A 23,623-nucleotide genomic window follows, 5' to 3' on the forward strand; every position below is an offset into this window, starting at 1 on the left:
AGAATGATGGCGCCTCATTTAAAAGGTCATTATTACGATGACCAAACTTACAATTTGTTTTTTGGAGAAAGTTCCGTGCAAGAATACGTTCTCTGGTATCAAGAACTTGGTATGCATGATGTGCCGAGAGTAGGGGGCAAGAACGCCTCTCTTGGTGAAATGATTTCGAACTTAGCAAACGCAGGTGTGCAAGTTCCAGGTGGTTTCGCAACGACATCATATGCTTTTAACGAGTTTCTTGAGCAATCTGGATTGAATGCTCGCATCTACGACGTACTAGATAAATTAGACGTAGAAGATGTAAATGAATTGGCCAAAGTTGGTGCCGAAATCCGTCAGTGGATTATCGACACACCTTTCCAAGATGCTTTAGATAAAGCAATCCGCGAGGCCTACGGCCAACTACACGCAGATCCAACCCACGACGTATCTTTCGCAGTACGTTCATCAGCCACCGCAGAAGATATGCCAGACGCCTCATTCGCTGGCCAGCAAGAAACCTTCTTAAACGTGCGTGGCATCGATGCTGTAATGACAGCCATCAAACATGTTTTCGCTTCTCTATTTAACGACCGCGCAATTTCATACCGTGTACACCAAGGCTACGACCATAAAGGCGTTGCTTTATCTGCAGGTATTCAGCGCATGGTTCGTTCAGACAAAGCATCTTCAGGTGTAATGTTCAGTATCGATACCGAATCTGGTTTCGAGAACGTTGTATTTGTTACATCGAGCTTTGGTCTAGGTGAAATGGTTGTTCAAGGTGCAGTAAACCCAGATGAGTTTTATGTGCACAAAGGTACTCTTGCGAAAGGCAAGCCAGCAGTAGTTCGCCGTAACATCGGTTCAAAAGCTATTCAAATGGTGTATTCGCAAGACCAGGCTCACGGAAAGCAAGTTGAAATTGTCGACGTTGCTCCAGAGCAAGCGAACACTTTCTCTATCACAGATGAAGAAGTTATGGACCTTGCGAAGCAAGCCGTGATCATCGAACAACACTATGGTCGTCCGATGGACATCGAGTGGGCAAAAGATGGTAACGATGGCAAGCTCTATATCGTACAAGCTCGCCCTGAAACAGTTCGCTCAAACGAAGACGCGAACGTAATGGAGCGTTTCCAGCTTAAGCAAACTTCAAGTGTTGTTGCTGAAGGCCGTGCAATTGGCCACAAAATTGGTTCAGGTGTTGTACGTGTCCTTAATTCAATCGACGAAATGGACAAAGTACAACAAGGCGACATCTTAGTTACAGACATGACTGACCCTGATTGGGAGCCAATCATGAAGCGCGCTGCAGCTATCGTAACTAACCGTGGTGGCCGTACATGTCACGCGGCAATCATCGCCCGTGAACTGGGTATCCCTGCTGTTGTTGGTTGTGGTAACGCAACAGACCTTATTAAAGCAAACCAAGAAGTGACTGTTTCTTGTGCTGAAGGTGACACAGGTTATATCTACCAAGGTCAGTTAGAATATGAAGTACTTACTTCACGCGTTGATGAAATGCCTGACCTACCATTAAAAATCATGATGAACGTCGGTAACCCAGACCGTGCATTTGATTTCGCACGTTTACCTCATGCTGGTGTGGGTCTTGCTCGTCTTGAGTTCATCATTAACCGTATGATTGGTGTTCACCCGAAAGCGCTTTTAAACTTTGATACTCAGTCACCTGAACTTCAGGAAGAAATCAAAGACATCATTGCTGGCTATGAATCACCGCGCGAATTCTACATCGCTAAATTAGTTGAAGGTATTTCAACACTAGGTTGTGCGTTTGCACCGGAGCGAGTAATCGTTCGTATGTCAGACTTTAAGTCTAACGAATACGCAAACCTTGTGGGTGGTCAGCAATACGAGCCGGAAGAAGAAAACCCGATGATCGGCTTCCGTGGTGCTTCACGCTACATCAGTGAAGATTTCCGCGAGTGTTTTGCGCTTGAGTGCGAAGCCATTAAACGCGTTCGTAACGAAATGGATTTAACTAACGTTGAAATCATGATCCCATTCGTGCGCACACTCGAAGAAGGTCAGCGCGTAATCGAATTACTTGAAGAACATGGCCTTAAACGTGGCGAAAATGGTCTAAAAGTAATCATGATGTGTGAGCTTCCTTCGAACGCATTACTTGCAGATGAATTCCTAGAATTCTTCGATGGTTTCTCGATCGGTTCAAACGATTTGACTCAGTTAAGTCTTGGTCTTGACCGTGATTCAGGTCTGATCGCTCACTTGTTTGACGAGCGCAACCCAGCCGTTAAGAAGCTACTTTCAATGGCAATTAAAACAGCCAAAGCGAAAGGTAAATATGTAGGTATCTGTGGCCAAGGTCCTTCGGACCACGAAGACTTTGCAGCATGGTTGGTACAAGAAGGTATCGACTCTGTATCACTTAACCCAGATACGGTACTTGAAACTTGGTTGTACCTAGCGGACAAGCTAAAAGGTAACTAAGTAAAAAGACAAAAGGGCGAAATCTTCGCCCTTTTATTTTTTTGCCAGCTTTTGGTCTAGCAACTGGCACCCACGCGTTAATGTATTTTGACATATTCTCAAATACTTACGCGCAAATGGGTAATGAAAAGCCAGTAAAGTTAAGCCAATCAAAAAGAAAATCACTGTCGGTCCTGGTACCACAACAAATATCAAACCCAATAAAAAACAAACTGCAGCTGCAGCATTCATTAACCACTTTTTCATTCAACTCGTCCATTAAGTGTTTATATTTTCACCTTAGCGCACTTGAACCAAGAAAGTCGTTTCATTTTGTAACAATCTGTATATTCTTCAATTTAGAACTTAAAAGCCCGTGTTATAATGACCCGGTCGTTCCTTAAATATATGTCTACCATGATAGCAAAGTTGAGTGTCGAGCAAGTCAGTTCTGAACTGGTCCTGCATTATCTAAAAACAATAAAAGCGGAAGGGTTTATTGGCGATGTTGACGCAAGTTACGGCACACGTTTACTTGCCGCCACAGATAACAGTGTTTATCAAACGATACCCCAAGGGGTCATATTCCCAAAAACCGACAAAGATGTGCAAGTAGCACTCAACATAGCATCACGTGATCCATTTTTATCTTTGACGTTCGGCCCGCGCGGTGGGGGCACAGGCACTAATGGTCAGTCACTCACGCCCGGGATTGTTATCGACTTATCTCGTTACATGCGAGAAATTTTAGAAATCAATGAAGAGGAAGGTTGGGTTCGCGTTCAAGCTGGTGTTATCAAAGACCAACTTAACGATTTTCTCCGCCCATACGGATATTTTTTCGCACCAGATTTGTCGACCAGCAATCGCGCAACCGTCGGAGGGATGATCAACACCGACGCGTCCGGCCAAGGTAGTTTAGTTTATGGCAAAACATCCGACCACACTTTAGCTATTAAGGCATTTCTCGCCGACGGCAGTGAACTCAATACACAAGCCATCACATTAGAAAAAGCAAAGTTAATAGCAGAGCAAGATTCAACTGTAGGACGACTTTATAAAACAGTTCTTGATGTCGCGACCAGTAAACGCGAACTTATTTTAGAAAAATTCCCAAGACTTAATCGTTTTCTAACGGGTTACGATCTAGAACATGTTTTTAATGACACTATGACCGAATTTGATATCGGTCGTGTGCTCACAGGTTCAGAAGGCTCGCTGGCAATCATCACTGAGGCCAAATTTAACATAACGCCAATTGCACGATTCAAAACCCTTATAAATATTAAGTACGACAGTTTCGATTCAGCACTTCGTAACTCACCATTTTTGGTAGAAGCCCATGCAACATCGGTGGAAACCGTTGATAGTAAAGTACTTAATCTTGCTCGCGAAGATATAATCTGGCACTCAGTATCGGACTTAATTACTGATGTCCCAGGTCAAACAATGCAAGGACTCAACATGGTTGAGTTTAATGCAGAGCGAGAAGAGGACATGGCGGATAAAATTCAAAGCCTATGTCAGAAATTGGATTCACTCATCAGCAATAAAGAAGCCGGGGTCATTGGCTATCAGTTAACCAGTGATGTAAGCGACATTCAGAAAATATACGCAATGCGTAAAAAGTCAGTTGGTTTACTCGGGAACACAAAAGGGGCCAAAAAGCCTATCGCGTTTGCTGAAGACACAGCCGTGCCACCAGAAAATTTAGCTGACTTTATTAGCGAATTCCGTGAGTTGCTTGATAGCCACAACTTAGATTACGGCATGTTCGGTCACGTAGATGCAGGTGTACTTCATGTTCGACCCGCGCTCGATATGTGCGATCCAGAACAGGAAAAGACCTTACGTCAAATTTCAGATCAAGTTGTTGCTTTAACCGCAAAATACGGTGGCTTGATGTGGGGTGAACATGGCAAAGGCTATCGTAGTGAATATGGTCCAAATTTTTTCGGCGATGAACTCTTTACTGAACTGCGCCGCATAAAATCTGCTTTTGATCCGTACAATAAATTAAATCCAGGTAAAATTTGTACGCCACTGGAGAGCAAAGATAATTTGGTCAGCGTCGATGACAAAAAACGTGGTTGGTTTGATAAGCAAATTGATATTCAAGTTCGCGATAGTTTCGACACGAGTATGAATTGTAACGGCAACGGATTGTGCTTTAATTATGACGTTACTTCACCAATGTGTCCTTCGTATAAAGCAACTGGCGACAGACGATTTTCACCAAAAGGCCGAGCTGGTCTTATGCGAGAATGGTTGCGCTTGCAAACAGAGCAAGGCGTCGACATTCTAGAGGAAGAAAAAACTATCAGCAAAAAAGACGGCCCAACTTGGTGGGAACGTTTTTTAAATACCAATGATAAACGCAAAGGCGTTTATGATTTTTCTCATGAAGTAAAAGAATCAATGGACGAGTGTCTTGCTTGTAAAGCATGCACCACCGCTTGCCCAATTAAAGTTGATGTGCCGACATTCCGCGCACGCTTTCTTAATTTTTATTACAGTCAATATAACAGACCTCTTAAAGATTACTTGGTTGCGAGTATTGAACAAACAGCGCCATTGTTATCTAAGTTTTCAGCGATTACCAACCCAGTCCTAAAATCAAACGCTGTTCAATGGCTAATAAAGAAAACCCTTGGTTATGTTGATACACCAACACCGAGTCATCCTAATTTGCACGCGCGGACAAGATCATTAGAGAAGTTTGATTTTACCAAGCTCGAAAATCTCAGTGAGCAGCAACGTCTTGATTACGTGCTTATTGTCCAAGATCCTTTTACCAGTTTCTACGAAGCAGAATTAGTAGAGAGTTTTGCAAAAGTTGTGCAAGCACTTGGAAAAACTCCAGTGCTATTACCTTTTAAACCAAATGGTAAACCTCAACATGTAAAAGGCTTCCTAGATAAGTTCGCTCGTACGGCAAAAAACAGCGCAGCATTTTTGGAACAAGTGAGTGAGCTAAATATTCCACTTGTCGGATTGGATGCCTCGCTTGTGTTATGTTATCGCGATGAATACAAAACTATTTTAGGTGAGAGCCGCGGCGAGTTTGAAGTGCTTGTTGCTCACGAATGGTTAGCCGAGCAAACATTTGAACAACTCGTTTTTGAACCGCAAAAGCCGTTTGTTTTATTAAGCCACTGTAGTGAAACAACATCTTTGCCACAAAGTGCAAAAACTTGGCAGGCTATATTTGAAAAAGTAGGTTTAGAACTACAGGCTAAAGCGACAGGTTGTTGTGGTATGGCCGGCACCTATGGCCATGAAATCCAGAACCAACAAAATAGCACGTCATTGTATGAATTAAGTTGGCAACCGATCGTCAACAATACGGAGCAGACTCAATTACTTGCAACTGGGTTTTCGTGTCGAAGCCAAGTGAAGCGTTTCGAAAAATTTAAACCGAAACATCCAGTCGAGGTGTTAGCGAATATTATTAGCTAATCTTAGCTTACCTTTTCGTACGATTTCGCAATCGGGCGAGTCGTCACTCCATGAATGAACACGCTGACAAGGATAGTCAGCGTCGTTAACTCACTGATCAAACCATCAGTCGAATCCAACACCATCAATGTAAAAACAATAGACGCCAACCCCCTAGGCCCAAACCATGCTATCGTAAATTTATCTTTTAAATTTATACCATTAGATAAAATTAAACATAACATCACCGGAACAACGCGTACTAATGTAGCTGCGACGATGGCAAATATAATCTTATTGGTTGTGAGGTCTATAGTCTGAAGCTGCCAATATGTATACACGCCAAATAAACACCAAATTAAGTAAGCAAAAAAATCAGCTATAGTTTCGCTTTGTTGAATCAGTTTCACATCTGATGTGCGCACATAGAGCTTATCGAATATTAAACCTGCACAAAAGGCGGCAACAAAACCACTTCCACCTAAAGCCTGCGCAACACTAAAATTAATAATCGCTAATGACAATATTAAGAATGGACTGGATGCTTTCTCAAAATAATGACGTAGCGCACTAAAATGTATAAGTTTAGTCGCAATATACGTAATTACTACTGAGCATATAAAAGCAATACCTATTTCCTTTATAACAAACTCAATCATTTTAGAGGGTGATTGCCAGGAATCGGTTTGCCACGATAGAAATAAAAAAAGAAATATTGGTACACACAGGCCATCATTCAAACCACTTTCAACATTAATTGCTTCGCGTACTTTAGCAGGCACCGCTTTGGCTTCTAAAATGCCTTTGCTCAATGCCGCGTCAGTTGGCGTTAGGATAATCGCTATCAGTGCTAAAGCGATTAAACTTGTGTGAGGGAATAGCACATAACCAGTAAGTAAAGTAGCAAAAAAAGTAAGAGGAAGCGCAAAGAATAATAGTATTAATGGGTATTTATATTCTCTCTTTAATACCGCGATACGCGTTTGTGCAGCGTCAGAAAACAAAAAAACCGCGAGTGTGAGTTCTACCAATGGTAGCAGTGTATCTAAAGGTTGTGATGATTCAAAGCTGTCGATAAATGACGCAGAAATAGCAATACCTACCAACACAAAATACATCGGCCCAGTGAGTTCAGCACGTGCTAACTGACGAAAAGAAATTGAATAAACGAAAAATGCGACTGCTAATATAATCGCAATATAGTATTCCATACTTATTCCTTATAACTTTCGTTTAACACCCGATTTAGCACGTTCTTTTATATTTGTTTGAATATAAATTTGGTCGGTCGTAGCTAACTTAGCGTGACCTAAATCTTCCGATAAATGCTTAAGAGGGCGCGTTGCCGCATCATGCGTTGCTCCAGTATGGCGCAACCAATGCGCCGTAGCGGCAATCAGGTTTTCAGACTCTTCTTTAAAACCATCTTTTGATAATGCAGCTATCGCTAAATCAAAACTATGTTGAACTAACCGCCTAATTTGCCTAACAGTCATACCGCCAGAGCCTCGAAGTTTATGAATAATAGGGAAGGGTTCATCCACTCTAGGTAAAGCACTGAGTCCCCGGTACAACCGATACCTTTTTAAATATTCAATAAAACTTTCACTGAGTGTTACATCACGCAATTTATTACCTTTGCCCATAACCCTTAAGAACCAAAAGCCATCAGCATCTTGCCAAAAATGGGACATCACGGGTGACCAATTCGCACGTTCAGATAATTCAGAGATACGTAAATATAGGCCCTTTAAGCATGCAAGTGTGAATAAGTTCCGTTCTAAATCTGGCTGTTTTTCTGCTAATTCTTCTGTGACTTTAAGTACATACTCCCACTGCAGATCACTCAATGTATCTGGCTGATTTATTTGTGATTGGACAATGAGATAGGGGCAATTTTTTTTCACTACTGGCACAAAATTAGCGAAGGTCTTCTCTTCCAATATCGCGAACTTATAAAACACATTGAGCGCGGTGAATGTGGAATTCAAGCTTTGCTGACTGGGCTTTGTGTCTTTCCCTATAAAAGGCCGCCATTTTGGGTTAGCAATACGTTGAGCCATCTTTTGTTTAAATCGCCATTGCACAGAGTCACTGCACCAATCATCATGTGGGTCAACAACGAAATCGATGTAGTGTTCGATGTCTTCGCGCTTGAGATTGAGCACAGACGTTCCCTTTACTAACCAGGTCCATAGTGCAAACCGTTCTATTTCGTTACGAAATCGAGTGAAGGTGGCCTCTGATTTTCGCCCATAAACATAAAGAAATTGATATATAAATGGTAAGTCCTCTAACACTTCAGCTAATTTTAAGCTGTACTGTTGTATAAATAATGCCAGTTCTGGGTACTCGCTCGATAGAGTACCATCATCAAGATGAGCAATTTGATAGCGTAGTTGTTTAAATGTATCTACTAAAGGTATAAGCATTTATTAAATTGTCTTTATATTTATATAGTTAGCTTATCATAAAGTCCGATACTGTCCAGTATTGGACTTAGCTAAAGGAGCGATAAATGAAAGTTACGGGTAAATTACTGATCATCTTCGTAATATTGATCACTGTTGGGGTAGTCAGTGGCTGTGCAACTTCGGGAAAAGCTAGCCCACAGGCTAAAAGAGACGTGGTACAAAGTATGCGCTCAGAAACTCTCAAAGAGCTTTATACCCAAAAACCAGATGTTCAAAACCAAGTTGCCACCAGTGCCGGCTATGCGGTATTCGATAATGCCAATGTAAATGTTATTTTTGCTAGTTTTGGTGGCGGTTACGGTGTCGTTAAAAATAATCGCACCGGAAAATGGACTTATATGAACATGGGCGAAGCGGGACTGGGACTCGGTCTTGGGGTAAAAGACTTCAACGTCGTTATGGTATTTCATACAGAAGCCGCACTTAATCGCTTTATTGACCACGGTTGGGCATTTGGTGGCAACGCCGATGCAGCGGCTAAACATAAAGACAATGGTGGAGCAGTCGCCGCTGAAGCGATTGTTGATGATGTAACCGTCTACTCCTTAACTGAGACAGGATTGGCACTTCAGGCGGTACTCAAAGGCACCAAGTTCTGGGTTGATAGCGAACTTAACTAACGTCCTCTATGCGCTTTCGGCTTGGGTAAAGCCTGGCCGAAAGCTAAGTAATCTCTCAAGCACCTTTTTTATCAATACTTTTCAACGGCAGTTTGTGTAGCAACATCGCCAATAAGTTTTTAACCTTACTCAATGCCACGGTGTCACCTTTGGCCAACATGCCTTGTAACTCAGAAGCTGCGGTCACAAGTGAAGTCGCATAAATATTCGCAGCAGCACCTTTGAGCTTATGTGCCAGCTCAGCGGCCTTTTTGAACTCTTGTTGTTGTACTAATGCGTCTATCTCATTTGCCCACTCACAAAAATCATTCACAAAATGATTTAAACAACGTTCATAAGCAACAGGGTTGTGGTTGAAGTTATAGCGGACCGTTTCCACATCTATACAGCCATCTAGCACAGAGAAATCAATATAGTGACCGACCATTGTCTCACGGGCTAATTCGGAGGTTGCGTTTGCCATAACTCCATCTTGACGTTGCCGCTTTTGTTCAATGAAATCGACTAATGTTGATGCCAATTGGTAGATTTGAATCGGTTTGGGTAAATGCGCATTCATGCCACAATCGATGGCAGCTTGGCGATCTTGTGCAAATACCGCAGCCGTCATAGCGATAATGGGTAGCTCATCAATTGACTTAAATTCACGGATTTTTCGTGTTGCGTCGAGACCATTCATTACTGGCATATGAAAGTCCATTAACACAATGTCGTAGTCTTCATCTCTTACAGCCTCAACTGCTTGCTCGCCGTTTTCAACTACATCAACCTGTAGGCCTAAGGTTTGCAAAAAATCCACGGCGACTATTTGGTTGGTTTTAACGTCTTCAGCTAACAACACCTTGGCACCAACAATCGGTTTTGTTTTCTCTTTTGATAAATGAACCATATTTGAACTGCCAGAAGATACGATTAAATCGCGTTTTCCTGAGTTCACCGCATCAAACAACCTTGATGGTGTAGGGGGTTGAAGAATTAGAATAGGGCTGAGGTCTCGCAGCGCTTTGTCGTTGAAATTATTTTGGCTAGTGATAACAATCAAACTATCCATACGACCTGATTTTTTCTCACGCCATAAATGGCAAATGTCTAACACACGGTTCGCTCTTTCGTGACCGACGTGATGAATTACCAATACATCAAACTCATTAGCATTTTTTTCCAGTACGTTGTAAGCGCGCTTATTATTGTTATAACAAGCTATTTTTATACCCCAATGACTGAAGTACTGAGTGACCGTGTCCTCAATGTCACTGTCTTCAATTACTACCAAGGCTTTTTTCTCTTCCGCCATAAGGTCTAAATAGCGATTAGCATTTTCTTGCAGTAGGAATTCTACTTCAAAATAGAATTCTGACCCCTGGCCTACAACGCTATTGACTGACATATTGGAGTTCATCATCTCTAATAGCCGCTGGCAAATACTCAAGCCTAAACCTGTGCCTCCGTATTCTCGTGTTGTCGAGTTATCCGCTTGCCTAAATGGCTTGAAAATACTTTCCTTTTGCGCATCATTCATGCCTATACCGGTATCAAATACAGCAAAGCGTAAGGTACAACTTGTTGTATTTGCACGCGTCAACTCCACACGTATGCGCACCTTACCTGCTGGCGTAAACTTGATGGCATTGCTAACCATGTTGCCGAGTATTTGTCCGAGCCTCAACGCATCACCAACTAAACTAATATACACATCGGGTTTGACGTCTAATTGCAAAATTAGGCTTTTGCTTTGGGCTACCACACTGTAGAGGTCAATCAGTTTATCGAGCACTTCATCTAGACTAAACGGCTCGTTCACTACGCTGACCTCACCGGCCTCCAGTTTTGAGAAATCGAGGATATCGTCAACAATATTGACGAGGGAATCACCAGCACTGTACGCACTGCGTACTAATTTGGCTTGACGCTCCGGTAGTTCTGCCTCCATCAGCAAGGTCATGATCCCTGTAATCGCATTCATTGGCGTGCGTATTTCGTGACTCATGTTGGCTAGGAATTGGCTTTTCGCGAGGTTAGCCGCCTCTGCATCTTCCCGCGCTTTTAATAGCTCACTTTCGACTTTACGTTGTTCCGATATATCTAAACTCATACCAACGGTACGTACCGAGTATTCTTGCGCCAAAACGCTTTGCGCCATTTCTTCAAGGGTTTGTGGCATCATGGTGGTACGGATATGTTTATAACCACCTGTTACTGATTCTTGGCGGTAATAAACAGTGATGGACTCTTTTGCCGTTTCACAATGTTTGAGGGCATCAGTGAAGGTTAAGCGGTCATCTTCGTGAATATCACTGAGCCACTGTTCGAGTGTCGATTGCTCTTGAGCTAACAGAAGCTGGGTTTTCGAATCATACTTATCACTGACAATCACGCCATTGTGTTTGTCCCAATACCAAAACACCAGCTTTCCGGTATCACAGGCTAATTGAACTCGTTGGCGAAAATCTTGAAGTTGAAACTTAACTCGGTTTTCCGCAGTCACATCCCGCAAGCACACAATCGCAAAGCGCATATCGTTATAGTATGCATGACCCAAACTTACTGACACATCTCGGCATTCACCGCTTTTCGTCTTTGCTTGTACGCGACGTCCTTTGCCCATCATGCGTGTATTGGGAGCATCAAAGAATATTTGCCGCATTTTTCCATGCTCAGACTTAATTGAATCAGGAACGAGATCGTCAACATTCATTCCCTCAAGCTCGCTATCATAACCAAAAAATGCTTTTGCACTGGCGTTGGCGCGAACAATGATACCTTCTTGGCTTATAGATAAAATTGAGTCCGGAGTGGTGTCTAGCAAGGATTGCAAATCTTTGCGCGTGTTATCGATTTCAGCGGTATGCTTGTGCATAGCGCTAACTAATAAGTACGCTATTCCCCCAAGGGCAATAAGAGGAATAAACAATAAGTACCCTAAACCAATCAAGGTATGGACGTCTGATAATTTACCGACATAGTTTTCATTGGCTTTTTGATAGTCTGACAATAAGAATTGCGTTAGCGCGTCAATAGACTCAAGTGCCCCAGCATCACTTACCTTAATTGCGCTATCCACATCTTCTATACTTTTGCCTTGCGCAATCAGTGTTTTGGCTTCAAGCAACTTTACCTGGTACTCTGCCAGAGTTGATTTGATTGTACTTACATCATATGTACCGCCATGAGCTTTCACTCTAAGTTCGATTTTTAACAGTTCTTGATTTGCTTCAACAAGGTTGAGCATAGCGCGATCAAAATAAGCCTCATCTTTGCGCAAGACATAGTTTTTCAAGTTATGAATAAAACCGCCATAGCCGATATATCGCTGCAGGTTATGCAAAGCAATGACCTCTTCACTCACATCATTCGTAAGTTCGGTAAAATTCTCTGAAGCTCGCTCAATCTGGCCTTTAAGACTCACCATCCATACCATGAGCAACACTGCTGTAACTGCGGATAATCCAATCGCTATAGACAAAAGTGGGCGATTTTTCATAGTTCCTTTACCTTATGAGACACGGACTTGGCTTGTGAAGTCATCTGGCTTTTTTGCGGCCGATGTGTGATGTGATTGTTGAATTAGCTGGAGGTTGCTCCAGCGCTTCCTTTTTTATTACACGCTGCATGAACTCCTCAAACGCTTGAGCCGAGACAGGTCTGCAATACCAGTAGCCTTGGCCATAATCACACTCCATCGCTTTGAGTAGTCTATGTTGCGCTTCCGTTTCAATGCCCTCTGCAATTACCTTTAGGCCAAGTTTATGGGCGAGTAAAATAATGCCCTCACAAATATTGAGCTGGTCCGGGTGAGTTTCAATTTTGCTTACAAAGCTCCTATCAATCTTAATGTAATCAATGTGAAATTTATTTATATAGGCTAAAGATGAATACCCAGTACCAAAGTCGTCGATAGCAAGTTCAAAACCCAAACCTGAGAATCCCCTGAGCTTACCTTCACTTACCGATGTGCTTTTCATCAAACTGCCTTCGGTAATTTCTACAACAAGGTTTTCACAACGTAAGCCCAAGCGATTTAACTCCTCGCTCCAGTTTTGCGGCGCATGGTCATCAGTGTGAAATTGAACCGGAGACTTATTGATGCTGACTTTGAAATCTGGGTTGTACTTTTTCGTCCATTGCACGAGCTGCGTCGTTACTTCTTTAAATACCCAGTTACCAATGTCGTTAATACTGCCATTTTCCTCAGCCACAGAGATAAATTCTGCTGGGCTTACGAACCCAAGCTGAGGGTGATTCCAACGGATAAGGGCTTCGGCTTTAAATACCTCTTCCGTGTTTAAATCAACAATGGGTTGATAGTTCATAAACAACTGCCCAGTTACGATAGCCTTGGGTAGCTCCACGGAAATTTGCTGACTTCGAGAAAGGGCAGTGGCGAGTTCTTTGTTGTAGACCGTGTAGGTATTTCTACCGACTTGTTTCGATTCCACTAACGCATAATCTGCATTGGTGATGAGTGTCTTATGGTCGACACCATGAGCGGGGTACATCGCGACACCAATACTACCTGATATCACATTCATCACATTTTTGATTTCAAATGGCTTATGTAATTCACACAGTATTTGTTTCGCGATACTCTCAACGGCGTGAACGTCACTGTGGGGCAGTAAAATCAAAAACTCATCACTACCAATACGGCCGATCACACCCTTGTCATACACCACATCAGCCACTACCTCGGCAATATGGCACAGTACCGCATCACCAAACTCATGGCCTTGCTTATCATTGATGTCTTTAAACCTGTCTAGGTCAAGGTAAATCAACCCGAATTGGCTGAGTGTTCCTTTGCAATCGCGAATTTCCTCTTGCAACCTTTTCACCAGCGCCGTGCGGTTGAGTAACTGCGTTAGGATGTCAATTTCACCAAGAAGTTTGAGGGTGTTTTCGGCTTCATATTGCGCGGTTACATCATGGAATATGGAAGAAATGCCCACCACCGCACCATCTACATCCTTGATTGGCGACACAGACAATGACACGTTAAGGATTTGCCCATGGCGGTTAACTCGTTGAGTTACGTAGTGATCTACCTGGTTGCCATTCTCTATTTGATTAAATATAAACTCCTCTTCACCCCGGCACTGATCCGGAATAAATGCATTCATGTCATTGCCGAGCATTAATTCAGCGCTATATCCGAATAGTACCTCTGCGCCCTTATTCCAACTGGTAATGAGTCCATTTACATCGCGACTTATTATGGCATCGTCAGAACTGTCGACGATAGCTTGAAAGAACTTAGTCTTTTGCTCCATTTGTAGGCGCTTAGAAACATCCCTCGCGATTTTACTCACACCGATTATCACCCCTTGATCATCCTTGATGGGTGACAAAGACACATCAATAGGTACTTTGGTGCCGTTCTTTCTTAGGCGAACAGTTTGAAAATGTTCAATATTCTTGCCACGGATTATCTGGTCAATTAGGTATTTTTCTTCGTTTTTTCTATCACTCGGGAAGAGTTTCAAAATTGACTGGCCAATCATTTCATCGGCATCATAGCCAAAAATCTTTTCTGCCCCTAGGTTCCAACTCGTCACCACACCGCCTAACGTTTTGCTGATGATGGCATCGTCAGAACAAGTCACGATAGCTTGTAACAAAGTCGCTTGCTTTGCGAGTTCAACCTCTTGACTAACATCTCTTGCGACTTTAGAGACACCAACAACAGCACCATTGTCATCATATATAGGAGAAATATTTGCGGAAATGTGGATGGGGTAACCGAGCTTGTGAAGTCTGATGGTTCTAAAATGCTCTACTTTTTCTCCAGCAGCAATTTTGGTCAGTATGTCAGCTTCCTCAGCGACTCTGTCCTGCGGAAAGATCTTTAATAAAGGCTGCCCAATCATCTCTTGGGCTGAATAGCCAAAAAGTCGTTCAGCTCCTTTGTTCCAAGTCGTCACTATCCCTTGGAGAGTCTTGCTAATAATGGCGTCCGTGGCGGCTTCAACGATTCGCCTGTATTGGACATCCTCATATTGTTTTGTCATATAAGATGCTTAACCACTAAAAAATCCAGAAAATCATAACCACATGAGAATAGGAGTAAAACCGTCCCCTTAATCAGGATAGACCATGGCTATAAGCAGTGCTTAGTAATTTATATTTATATTTTTATTGGTAGTTTAAATCAGTAAATAAATAAAGATAAAAACCGTCACAGCATAAAATCACTAACCCTCTAATTATAAGAGCTTTTTATTGAGTGAAGCCCTGTATCAGAGTGATGAAGGTAGTATATATATAAGGAACAAAGCGAATAAATTTATAATTGCAAAAATACGATTAAAGCATTAACCGTACCCAATATATACCCACACCTTTATGGTTAACTAAAACCGGAGAAAAGCTTTATCCTGATTCTGCCTATATAAAGGTACAAATAGGTCGTTATTAATATGTTGGCATAATCGCGTACTAGAGCAGGGGGCTTGATGTTTATATAAATTAGCCATGCAAGTGCGGCATAAAAATAAGTGTGTAGTGACGCATTGTCACAATATGACTTGCTCATCTATGAGCAAAAGGGCAGAGCTGTGACCTCAGGTCATTACTACGTTAGGCAAACATCACAAAGTCATGCTGTTGTTTAGGCGTACCCTTGCGCTCAAGGGCACTCCAAATTTTCTCGTGGAAGTAAAAGGCCACTGTATTTACCGCAGGCTCAACTACAGCGATTAAACCACCGATCAGGAAACTTCCGGTTAATAAATAGGTAACGCTAAAAGCAATGCTAAAGTGCATAGCAGCGAAAGTGATCGTCTTTTTCATGATTCAACTCAAATCTCCAGTTTCTAAGTCTTCATTGTTACAACAAAACAATAAACGGTAAATTTGATTAAAAAGATTGGTGCGATTGATTTAACAGTATGCAAGATTCATAAAGGAGCGACTATAAAATCATGGAAGACATAAACAATCACAACATACGTTGTGTACAATGTATTCTTGGATGCTATGTTAATGATATCCCATTACTTATTCTAGACTTAGGCAATAATGCAAAGACACACCAATCGCCAACTCCCACAGCACTCTAAAGTTGATAAAGATGCCGCTATATTGGTGATTGAGTCTACCTTTGCCTATCGCCAACAACTTTCTGCGCTATTGGCTCAATACAAGTTTTCAAATCTAAAAGTCGCGGTTAATGGTGTTGAAGCGCTCAGAGTGTTAGAAACTAGCAAAGTTGATGTCGTCATTTCATGTTGGGACTTAGCGGACATTAGCGGCGTAGACATATTGAAGTATGTTCGTAATTCACAGCGGCTTTCACATACCTATGTCATGCTATTAGCCCATGAACAAAGCCGTGATGAGTTACAAAATGCGGTTTCCTGCGGTGTAGATGAAATGCTTATAAAGCCCTTTACAAACGCCAACTTCCATAGCAAGTTCGTAAGAATGGTCTGTGAAAATCCAAGAACAAAACACACTTTTAATGATCAACACCCAGACAATACACGTTCTCCGGCGCTGTTCGAAAATGAGTTAACTTTAAACCAACGTATCCTTGTTGTAGATGATGTTGCGGACAACTTGGCTTTAATGCGAGGTATTCTTCAATCCGACTATCAAGTATTTGCAGTTAATAACGCTAAAGACGCTTTAAATATCGCGTTTTCGGACAATAAACCCGACCTAATCCTTTTAGACATCGTGATGCCAGAAATGGACGGTTATGAAGTTTGCAAAAGACTTAAAGCAGATGAAAGTACACGGGATATTCCAGTTATTTTTTTGACCGCTAAATCCGATGTGACTGACATGAGTGAAGGGTTTAATTTGGGAGCTGTCGATTTTGTCACAAAACCCGCTAACTCTGAGCTGCTTAAAGTAAGAATTGCCACGCAACTTAAAATTAGAGCGCACCACAATACTATTCGCAATGAAGTAGATTTATTACTGCAAAATGCCAAGCTGCGTGAATCATTAGCTACTGCAAGTTTGGATAAAATTATTTCAGACACACAGTCCATTTTAACTGCGATTAACAAGATGGGGGCTGTATCAGGATTACCCTCTGAAGTGTTAAAAGATATTAATGAAATTCAACATCATGCTGAAAGTCTTAATGATATCGCTAGTTCATTCAGCCAGAAATTTGGGGCTGAAATTGATCACTCCAAAGCATGAATGAGTAGCTAGGCTGGTTATGGCGAACAACTGTGAGAAAATTAACCCACATCTTGGTGCAAAAGCAGAGGGTGAACTCGACGCTATTATGAGGCTCATCTATACGTCCATAAAAGCTAATTTACCGGTACACAAGACCCAGCACCCTCGTTATGAAAACGCAATAATGGTAATTGTTACCAATGTATTATGTGCCAACGAACAAAATGCTCGATTGTTGGTGCCTAAAAATCGTAAGTATTGGCTGGCACAAACACAAAGTTCGTATGGGAACAGTGCGCTTGGTTATACCGTAATGATAAATTCATTACGTTGGCTTCAAGATGCAGGCTGGATCGCGTCAATGTATGATTCATCTTCTGCAATGAGTGACGATGCTAATGACTCAAGTGCGAACTCGAAACATTATCTAAAAGCCTCCAGCCAGTTGTTGTCGATTACTAAGCATATCACGTTACCCTCGGAGCTAAACTATGGCGGAAACCTCCTTTGTGTATTGCGTGACAACAAGGTGCTTAGAGGTGATTTATCATTGTCGAAGCTTGCTGATATACCAGCTAATATCAGCAAAACACAGCACGACGCTGTAGAAACCTTCGTCAGACGCCTAAACAACTATGTGAACTCACTTAATCCATGCTTTGATAATCAACCAGCAAATTTAATCAATTCCTTCTATCTTCGCATTTTTAATTTTCCAACTAACAGTGAAGACACTGAGTTTAAGGCGGGGGGATATTACCACAACCATTGGATACAAAAATTACAACACCAAGATTTGAAGTTGTTTAAGTTAGATGCGTGTTCAGTAGTAGAGCTAAGTTTTGAAGGCTCTCTACTTGCGTTGTTGTATGCACAACAGGGCGAACGAATTCCTATTAAAAATGAAGAGGAATACTTCGATACAGTACCCGATGGCTTTACTAATCAATCATTCATGAACAAACTTACCAATGAACTTCTTTGTAAGAATAACATTATCGTCAGGAAGCCTTCTTTCGTTGAACAAGCACGACCAACCATTAAATGGAGTAAATTGATTGGCCAATTGTTTACGCTTCACCCAGTTTTAAAAACACATGCATATACTGGGATTGGAAAAACGCTAATGTTTCACTCATCGCAAATATACACGTATGTTATGGATGACCTTATGCTGCGAAATATACCATTTGCTTATTACAACAATTCGCTTCTAACAACCGAACAGTACGAGGGTTTAGTGGCGGACACCATGAAAGACGTGTTTTCTTTTTATACTAAAGAACAATTTGGACAGGCCATATTTTCGGATATTGAACATGTGCCACATCGTTGAATTAGGCCATAGGAATCATTGGACTCTTATGACCTTTGTTATTACTAATTACTGTATCGAACATCAAAGACAGCACTTTCACCTGTGATTACCACATTGTCTATTGTTACACCGTAAAGAGAGAAACTATACCCAGGCTTTAAAGCGTAATCATGGTCCGTCAAATCTGCATTTGGGTCTAGCAACACAGAAGTTGTTAAGGTTTTGAATACTTCAGGGTCTCTGGATTCGGTGTAGCGAATTTGAATTCCCTCTAAATTACCACTGAGTTTGGGATGCATAAGGCTTTCACCGTAGCTATTGCCGTTGTAGTAGCTAACGTATAGCCAACCTTGTTCAACTTTAATTTTTGCGTAAAAGAGCCCGTCGTTACTATATGCTTCATTGATTTCGACACTCGTTTGGTCACTTTCTATCGTGTGAATTTGGTTGCTATTTACCCAACCTAAATATTCTTTTGAAGACGGAGCGAGATCAACACTATAACTGCTTGCTCCCATCACGCTAAACCAGTCTCCATAACTAAAATTTGCATAATTATTACCCAGTAATACAGATTCTAAATTTGAGAAGTCAACGTCGCTGTAATGATCGAGTCCACAATCATGGGTACTTAAACCAAATGCATGGATTAGTTCATGTGCTGTTTGTTGTTCAAATTCCGTTAATTCTACCTGCTGTTGAGTGTAGTAATCTGCAAGTACTTTCTCATCGAAGTCTGGATAACGCACTTTTTGAGACTGATTAAAGTCGGTAGCGCCGCTTACAAAGAATGTCTTATCAAAAACCTTCTCATCACCTTGGGTCACACCATCACCGGCTTGTAAATACCCTTGAAATCCACCGCTGTGATAGTCATTGTCGTAGATATGAAAAGCAATGACATCATAAGAGTCTAAATTGATCTTTTGTGGTACGCGAATGTAATTCAGAACGATTTCACCAGCGGCCACTTCTTTACACGGATTCTCGACGTCACTATCGGAAGCATATCCAAGATTCAATTCAGTTAACTCGTAACCATAATATGAACGATAAAACTCAATTTTTTCATTGAAAATAGCCTGGGCAGACGCGACTACTTCTTCCAACTTACAAACCTGTCCGTATTCATGATCTGTTTGGTTAAAAGCCATGCTCAAAAATGTAGATGTTTGTGACCATGCTTTGATGTTCTTTAGTGACTCAGATATCGACCCAACGACTACTACGTCAAAGTTTGCATCTTGCCTGTTGCGAGAAAGGTCGCCGCCGTATTTGTTCAATTTTTGATAACTCTTGGTGATTGATTCTTTATCTATCGAACCTTGCGTGTCGGCATATGCTGTAGCGAGCACTAATACATCACCTGACACTTTTCCGTTCGATTTAGTCAACGTAATGTTGAACGGGCCAATTTTACGTGTTTCATTTTGATATTGAGCGTGAATTTCAATATCGAAAAAATTTCCATTGGAGTCTGTCGTGATTCTTAACAACGAGTATGAGGTCACGATAGCAAGTGATGTCAGTAATAGTCGAGACGGAATAGGAGTTGAGATTTACTTCAAGGGTAAGTTGATACTTGAGATATTTCGTGATGACACAAAAAAGTCGCGTGAAGTGACAACTTACGACAAAGATATCCCGCTAGAGGTTGTTGAAGCTTCTATCGAGTTATTTAAAAAAGAGATACCTTGGGATTTCCAAGATTAGCTCATTTGAAATATAACAAGTTAATTAAACAATGGACGCAAAACAGCAGGCTTGCGCTCATTCTTCGCTAAGTTTAGCCTGCTATTTTCCGCCGTTTATTAAGGCGTTATATTTGCAATCAGAATCGAGGGTAAGTTTTGACTCAAAGGGAATTGAATGATGCATTAATTCAAGCTGCTGACTGCGACATCGAATCAGCTAAAGAGTCGCTTGAAGCTGGAGCAAACCCAAATGGAATGCCTTTGATTATGGCAATCCAATGCGGGGCGGAAGACATTGTTTCCCTTTTCATAAAAGCTGGTGTTGATTTGAATTCTAGTTATTCGGATACAACGCCTCTAATCAGAGCCGTCACTTCTGGTTACCCAAATATAGTAAAATTGCTTGTTGTTAATGGAGCTAAACCTAGTTTAAAAGATAGCAGTGGAAAAACAGCGAAACTATGGCTAGCTGAATGCTCCATGCCCCGTTTAAATGAACAAAACAAAAAGTTAATTGCTGAGTACCTCGATGGAGCAACGCAAATATAACAAGACCATTATGGTAATAGGACGCAAAACGCTTGGCTTGCGCTCCTTCGTCGCTAATTTTAGCCAAGCATTTGTGCGCCCCATATGGTGGCGTTATGTGCAAAGGGATTTCGTGCGAATATATCTAATTTTCATTGCTATTGCTTTGACTGCATGTGCTAGCACTAATGAGGCGGAATACGCTTCATTTAGAGTGGGCTCTGACCATTTTGACTCTTTTCAAAGTACATTTGAACGCTCACTTTGTGCTGATGGCAGAGAAAAAATAATAATATCACTGAGTCTAAATAAGTCAGAAAAGGCTGAACTAGTCAGACTCGCAAAATTAGATATTGCGGAGGGCAATTCAGGTTCAGGTGACTTGGAAAAAATATGTGTCAGTAGCTTTCCTTATGAAATTACAGTTGGGGTTCAAGGAAAAACATCAACCACAACATGCTTTTCGCCTATTGGCGACGACGAATCACGGGTTGCTAAGTTTGTATATTCATTAGAAAGTGTGCAAAAGTTACCAAAATCACAGTGTAGATTTTACTAGTTTGCACATAACAAACTGTTTAAAGTGGACAAAATTGCGTTGGCTTGGTTTTGCTCCGCTTCACATTTTAGCCAACACAATTTTGCCCATTAACAGGGCGTTATATTTTACAAGGAGTATGTATGAAATTTTTGAGCGTTTTATCAATTGCTATTCTAGTGCTGGGTGGCTGTAAGTCGGCCCCTCAGCAATACCTTACAAAAACTCCCATAACAATAGAGCAATCTGAGTTGCAAAACTATTGGATTCAAGAAGCTAAAGAGTTCAGTTTTAAAGTTAGTAGATTGCAGCCACCGAAAAGCAGTGGCGTCGTAAAAGTTAAGTATTTAGTAGATTCTAATGGTCAGATATTTAATCCAATAGTTGTTGAGTCTTCCCCCAATGGAGCATGGGATAAATTTGCTCTACAAGCCTTAAGCAATATTCACTATGTACCTGCTAAAGCTAATTCGTCAAATGTACCAGTGTACGTTACAACTGAATTTACTTTTGGGCACAAGTAAAATATAACAAGGTGCTAAAACGGAAAAATTACAATTGGCTGCGCTCGCACCTCGCACATTTTAACCAACTGCACTTTTCCGCTTAGCACAGCGTTAAGTTGCAAGGAGGCATCCGTGAAGGATAAAGAAAAAATTGCAGTATTCATTGATGCTGATAATGCTCCAGCTCAAAAGATAGATAGGGTTCTTTCTGAGTTGGCGCGTTATGGCGTGGTCAATATACGAAAGGCATACGGTAACTGGAAAAATCAGAACTTAAAATCATGGGAAGACGTGCTTCACGAATTTGCAATTCAGCCTGTTCAACAATTCGACCTGACTAAAGGTAAAAATGCCACTGACATGGCATTAGTCATTGATGTAATGGATGTACTTTATACAAAAAACATTGATGTAATCTGTCTCGTATCGTCAGATTGTGACTTTACTCCATTGGTAACTCGTTCATTAGCAGACGGAAAGTTTGTAATTGGTTTTGGTGAGCGAAAAGCACCATTGGCTTTCGTAAATAGTTGTTCTCGATTTCTTTATCTCGATGATGACTGCGAGAAAGAGACTCCTGTCCAAAAGCAAAGTAAAAATATAAAGAGTGACACCAAATTAATAAACTTACTAAGACAGGCAATCGAAGCAGTAGAAGAGGATGATGGTTGGGCGATGTTAGGGCCAATTGGCACTCACATATCCAATCATGCATCCTTTGACCAACGAAATTATGGCTTCAAGAAATTAAGTGATTTGTTCCAAGCAATCGATCTATTTGAAATGAAGAAAACAAATGGCTCGGTCTTGTGGGTTAGAGATAAAAAGAGAGCAAAGCAACTTAACAAGTCAAAGCAAGGGTCGCAGCAAAGCTGCGCCTCTGCTTGAGGCGTTACTGAATAAATACACTAACTTGTTTCTGTCCAAGGGAGAGTTACATGAACGTCTGTTATTCTATGTTCTATTAACTGTTTGAAGACATGCCTAAATTGTTAGAATTGGCAAAAAGCTGCCTTGCGAATAACGATACATCAATTTCCTCTAGTACATAACTGTCACTCGAAAAGCTTGGCCCACATATAGCTAGATTAGCACCCGATATATAATGTCAGTGAGTTACGCTGTATCTGTCGAGGTCTGTTTTCAAGATTCCTATTTCGATGAAATATTCCTGACGAATAGTGAAATTCCCACAGTGTAAATGGCACTTTAACGCTGGATCAGTTCTACTGATTTTAAAGGAGTCTTTTTAAGTTTTGACTGGATCGCTTTTTTCAAAATGACACTATAAGACAAGATCCAATCAGTTTTTGAAATGATAACGCTGGATCTTACTTAAAATAACCTAGAAGCCACGTAAATAAAGGGCTGCAAGAAAATAGATATACAGATATATAATATATGAAAATGCTAATAATGTCGAGTTTTTAATCACCTCAATATGGAGTATGTTAAGGCTATTAACCCATTAGAAAGTAAGGTCAACCAACTATAAATTTGCTGTATTTGGACATTCAGGTTAACTAACTTTTGCCCCAAAACGAGTGAATGCTCTAAGGGCGGCTTAGAGTAAAACGGACTGTCACTCTCTAGCTAATCTAGGGAGGGCTTTTCTAATTCCTGCCAAGATGTTGCTCCAACCAATACGCTTTTTCCAAAGCTTTCCGTCGACCAAAACTTTATAACAATCGATCCGATCAGTTTTATAAAGTTCAAGCTTATGAGTAATGGGTTCACCACTATCGTAATCGGTGATTTCGATTATTCTTCTTAGTTCAGGAATATTTTGTGGCTCTACAAAGCTTTCTTGTTCTATATCAAATTTTCGATTAGTGTATGATTTACGATAATTTTTTGAAGCTTTATTAGTTTGTCTATACATAGGTAATCTCCTACCTTACAAGGTAGCATACCTTGCAAGGTCTCACTAATAAGCTGTTA

General features: G+C 41.2%; 18 protein-coding genes. 10 read left to right on the top strand and 8 right to left on the bottom strand.

Translation table 11 applies throughout. From position 1 onward, the window contains the following. Positions 1-75: 75 nt before the first annotated feature. Entirely contained in the window at positions 76-2,454 is a 2,379-nt protein-coding gene (ppsA, locus tag V1358_RS10075; RefSeq protein ID WP_347389852.1) for a phosphoenolpyruvate synthase, read from the top strand. 33 nt (positions 2,455-2,487) lie between these two features. Here the strand turns inward: ppsA and V1358_RS10080 are convergent, their stop codons facing one another. Next, positions 2,488-2,700: a PGPGW domain-containing protein gene (locus V1358_RS10080; protein WP_347389853.1), complete on the bottom strand. Its 213-nt coding sequence runs from the start codon at positions 2,698-2,700 to the stop codon at positions 2,488-2,490. 150 nt (positions 2,701-2,850) lie between these two features. On the opposite strand from V1358_RS10080, the gene ydiJ reads away from it, so the two are divergent. Further along, positions 2,851-5,892: a D-2-hydroxyglutarate dehydrogenase YdiJ gene (ydiJ, locus tag V1358_RS10085; RefSeq protein WP_347393466.1), complete on the top strand. Its 3,042-nt coding sequence runs from the start codon at positions 2,851-2,853 to the stop codon at positions 5,890-5,892. A gap of 2 nt (positions 5,893-5,894) precedes the next feature. Here ydiJ and V1358_RS10090 read toward each other — a convergent pair whose 3' ends face one another. Next, a complete protein-coding gene (locus tag V1358_RS10090) occupies positions 5,895-7,082 on the bottom strand; it encodes a cation:proton antiporter (RefSeq protein ID WP_347393467.1) in 1,188 nt (395 codons plus the stop codon). 9 nt (positions 7,083-7,091) lie between these two features. Continuing rightward, positions 7,092-8,303: a tyrosine-type recombinase/integrase gene (locus V1358_RS10095; protein WP_347393468.1), complete on the bottom strand. Its 1,212-nt coding sequence runs from the start codon at positions 8,301-8,303 to the stop codon at positions 7,092-7,094. Between the two features lie 86 nt (positions 8,304-8,389). On the opposite strand from V1358_RS10095, the gene V1358_RS10100 reads away from it, so the two are divergent. Next, entirely contained in the window at positions 8,390-8,965 is a 576-nt protein-coding gene (locus tag V1358_RS10100; protein WP_347393469.1) for a lipid-binding SYLF domain-containing protein, read from the top strand. A 55-nt stretch (positions 8,966-9,020) separates the two neighbouring features. On the opposite strand, the gene V1358_RS10105 is transcribed toward V1358_RS10100, so the two are convergent. From V1358_RS10105 to V1358_RS10115, 3 genes are all read right to left on the bottom strand, one after another. After that, positions 9,021-12,446: a hybrid sensor histidine kinase/response regulator gene (locus tag V1358_RS10105; RefSeq protein WP_347393470.1), complete on the bottom strand. Its 3,426-nt coding sequence runs from the start codon at positions 12,444-12,446 to the stop codon at positions 9,021-9,023. 40 nt (positions 12,447-12,486) lie between these two features. Continuing rightward, positions 12,487-14,970 (bottom strand): sensor domain-containing protein, encoded by a 2,484-nt coding sequence (locus tag V1358_RS10110; RefSeq protein WP_347393471.1) that lies wholly within the window; start codon positions 14,968-14,970, stop codon positions 12,487-12,489. A gap of 568 nt (positions 14,971-15,538) precedes the next feature. Continuing rightward, on the bottom strand, positions 15,539-15,751 hold the full coding sequence (locus V1358_RS10115; protein WP_347389860.1) for a DUF2061 domain-containing protein: 213 nt from the start codon (positions 15,749-15,751) through the stop codon (positions 15,539-15,541). A gap of 228 nt (positions 15,752-15,979) precedes the next feature. Here V1358_RS10115 and V1358_RS10120 point away from each other — a divergent pair, with 228 nt between their 5' ends. Then, complete coding sequence (locus V1358_RS10120; protein ID WP_347393472.1) at positions 15,980-17,116, top strand: response regulator; 1,137 nt, start codon at positions 15,980-15,982, stop codon at positions 17,114-17,116. 19 nt (positions 17,117-17,135) lie between these two features. Continuing rightward, a complete protein-coding gene (locus tag V1358_RS10125) occupies positions 17,136-18,434 on the top strand; it encodes a hypothetical protein (RefSeq protein WP_347393473.1) in 1,299 nt (432 codons plus the stop codon). A gap of 44 nt (positions 18,435-18,478) precedes the next feature. Here the strand turns inward: V1358_RS10125 and V1358_RS10130 are convergent, their stop codons facing one another. Next, entirely contained in the window at positions 18,479-19,771 is a 1,293-nt protein-coding gene (locus tag V1358_RS10130; RefSeq protein WP_347393474.1) for a hypothetical protein, read from the bottom strand. 127 nt (positions 19,772-19,898) lie between these two features. Between V1358_RS10130 and V1358_RS10135 the strand changes: the two genes are divergently transcribed. The 5 genes from V1358_RS10135 to V1358_RS10155 all read left to right on the top strand — a co-directional run bounded on the left by V1358_RS10135 (position 19,899) and on the right by V1358_RS10155 (position 22,570). Further along, positions 19,899-20,129 carry a hypothetical protein gene (locus V1358_RS10135; RefSeq protein WP_347393475.1) on the top strand — a complete coding sequence of 77 codons (231 nt, stop codon included), beginning with the start codon at positions 19,899-19,901 and terminating at the stop codon, positions 20,127-20,129. Positions 20,130-20,266: 137 nt separating this feature from the next. After that, the gene (locus V1358_RS10140) at positions 20,267-20,659 is read left to right on the top strand and encodes an ankyrin repeat domain-containing protein (protein WP_347393476.1); all 393 of its coding nucleotides are present in this window, start codon (positions 20,267-20,269) and stop codon (positions 20,657-20,659) included. Beyond that, on the top strand, positions 20,640-21,197 hold the full coding sequence (locus tag V1358_RS10145) for a hypothetical protein (protein WP_347393477.1): 558 nt from the start codon (positions 20,640-20,642) through the stop codon (positions 21,195-21,197). Before V1358_RS10140 ends, V1358_RS10145 begins: the two co-directional genes overlap by 20 nt. Positions 21,198-21,319: 122 nt before the next feature. Beyond that, positions 21,320-21,700 (top strand): TonB family protein, encoded by a 381-nt coding sequence (locus tag V1358_RS10150; protein WP_347392241.1) that lies wholly within the window; start codon positions 21,320-21,322, stop codon positions 21,698-21,700. A gap of 114 nt (positions 21,701-21,814) precedes the next feature. Next, positions 21,815-22,570 (top strand): NYN domain-containing protein, encoded by a 756-nt coding sequence (locus V1358_RS10155; RefSeq protein ID WP_347393478.1) that lies wholly within the window; start codon positions 21,815-21,817, stop codon positions 22,568-22,570. Positions 22,571-23,264: 694 nt separating this feature from the next. On the opposite strand, the gene V1358_RS10160 is transcribed toward V1358_RS10155, so the two are convergent. Beyond that, positions 23,265-23,564 (bottom strand): hypothetical protein, encoded by a 300-nt coding sequence (locus V1358_RS10160; RefSeq protein ID WP_239407994.1) that lies wholly within the window; start codon positions 23,562-23,564, stop codon positions 23,265-23,267. Positions 23,565-23,623: the final 59 nt, after the last annotated feature.

It is taken from the genome of Pseudoalteromonas pernae, assembly GCF_039831865.1.
GTDB classification, from domain to species: Bacteria; Pseudomonadota; Gammaproteobacteria; order Enterobacterales; family Alteromonadaceae; genus Pseudoalteromonas; species Pseudoalteromonas pernae.

Bases quoted from the DNA above. Each gene is read 5' to 3' on its own strand.
- V1358_RS10080 (WP_347389853.1), bottom strand. From the start codon at position 2,700: ATGAAAAAGTGGTTAATGAATGCTGCAGCTGCAGTTTGTTTTTTATTG.
- ydiJ (WP_347393466.1), top strand. From the start codon at position 2,851: ATGATAGCAAAGTTGAGTGTCGAGCAAGTCAGTTCTGAACTGGTCCTG.
- V1358_RS10090 (WP_347393467.1), bottom strand. From the start codon at position 7,082: ATGGAATACTATATTGCGATTATATTAGCAGTCGCATTTTTCGTTTAT.
- V1358_RS10095 (WP_347393468.1), bottom strand. From the start codon at position 8,303: ATGCTTATACCTTTAGTAGATACATTTAAACAACTACGCTATCAAATT.
- V1358_RS10100 (WP_347393469.1), top strand. From the start codon at position 8,390: ATGAAAGTTACGGGTAAATTACTGATCATCTTCGTAATATTGATCACT.
- V1358_RS10105 (WP_347393470.1), bottom strand. From the start codon at position 12,446: ATGAAAAATCGCCCACTTTTGTCTATAGCGATTGGATTATCCGCAGTT.
- V1358_RS10110 (WP_347393471.1), bottom strand. From the start codon at position 14,970: ATGACAAAACAATATGAGGATGTCCAATACAGGCGAATCGTTGAAGCC.
- V1358_RS10115 (WP_347389860.1), bottom strand. From the start codon at position 15,751: ATGAAAAAGACGATCACTTTCGCTGCTATGCACTTTAGCATTGCTTTT.
- V1358_RS10120 (WP_347393472.1), top strand. From the start codon at position 15,980: ATGCAAAGACACACCAATCGCCAACTCCCACAGCACTCTAAAGTTGAT.
- V1358_RS10125 (WP_347393473.1), top strand. From the start codon at position 17,136: ATGGCGAACAACTGTGAGAAAATTAACCCACATCTTGGTGCAAAAGCA.
- V1358_RS10145 (WP_347393477.1), top strand. From the start codon at position 20,640: ATGGAGCAACGCAAATATAACAAGACCATTATGGTAATAGGACGCAAA.
- V1358_RS10150 (WP_347392241.1), top strand. From the start codon at position 21,320: ATGAAATTTTTGAGCGTTTTATCAATTGCTATTCTAGTGCTGGGTGGC.
- V1358_RS10160 (WP_239407994.1), bottom strand. From the start codon at position 23,564: ATGTATAGACAAACTAATAAAGCTTCAAAAAATTATCGTAAATCATAC.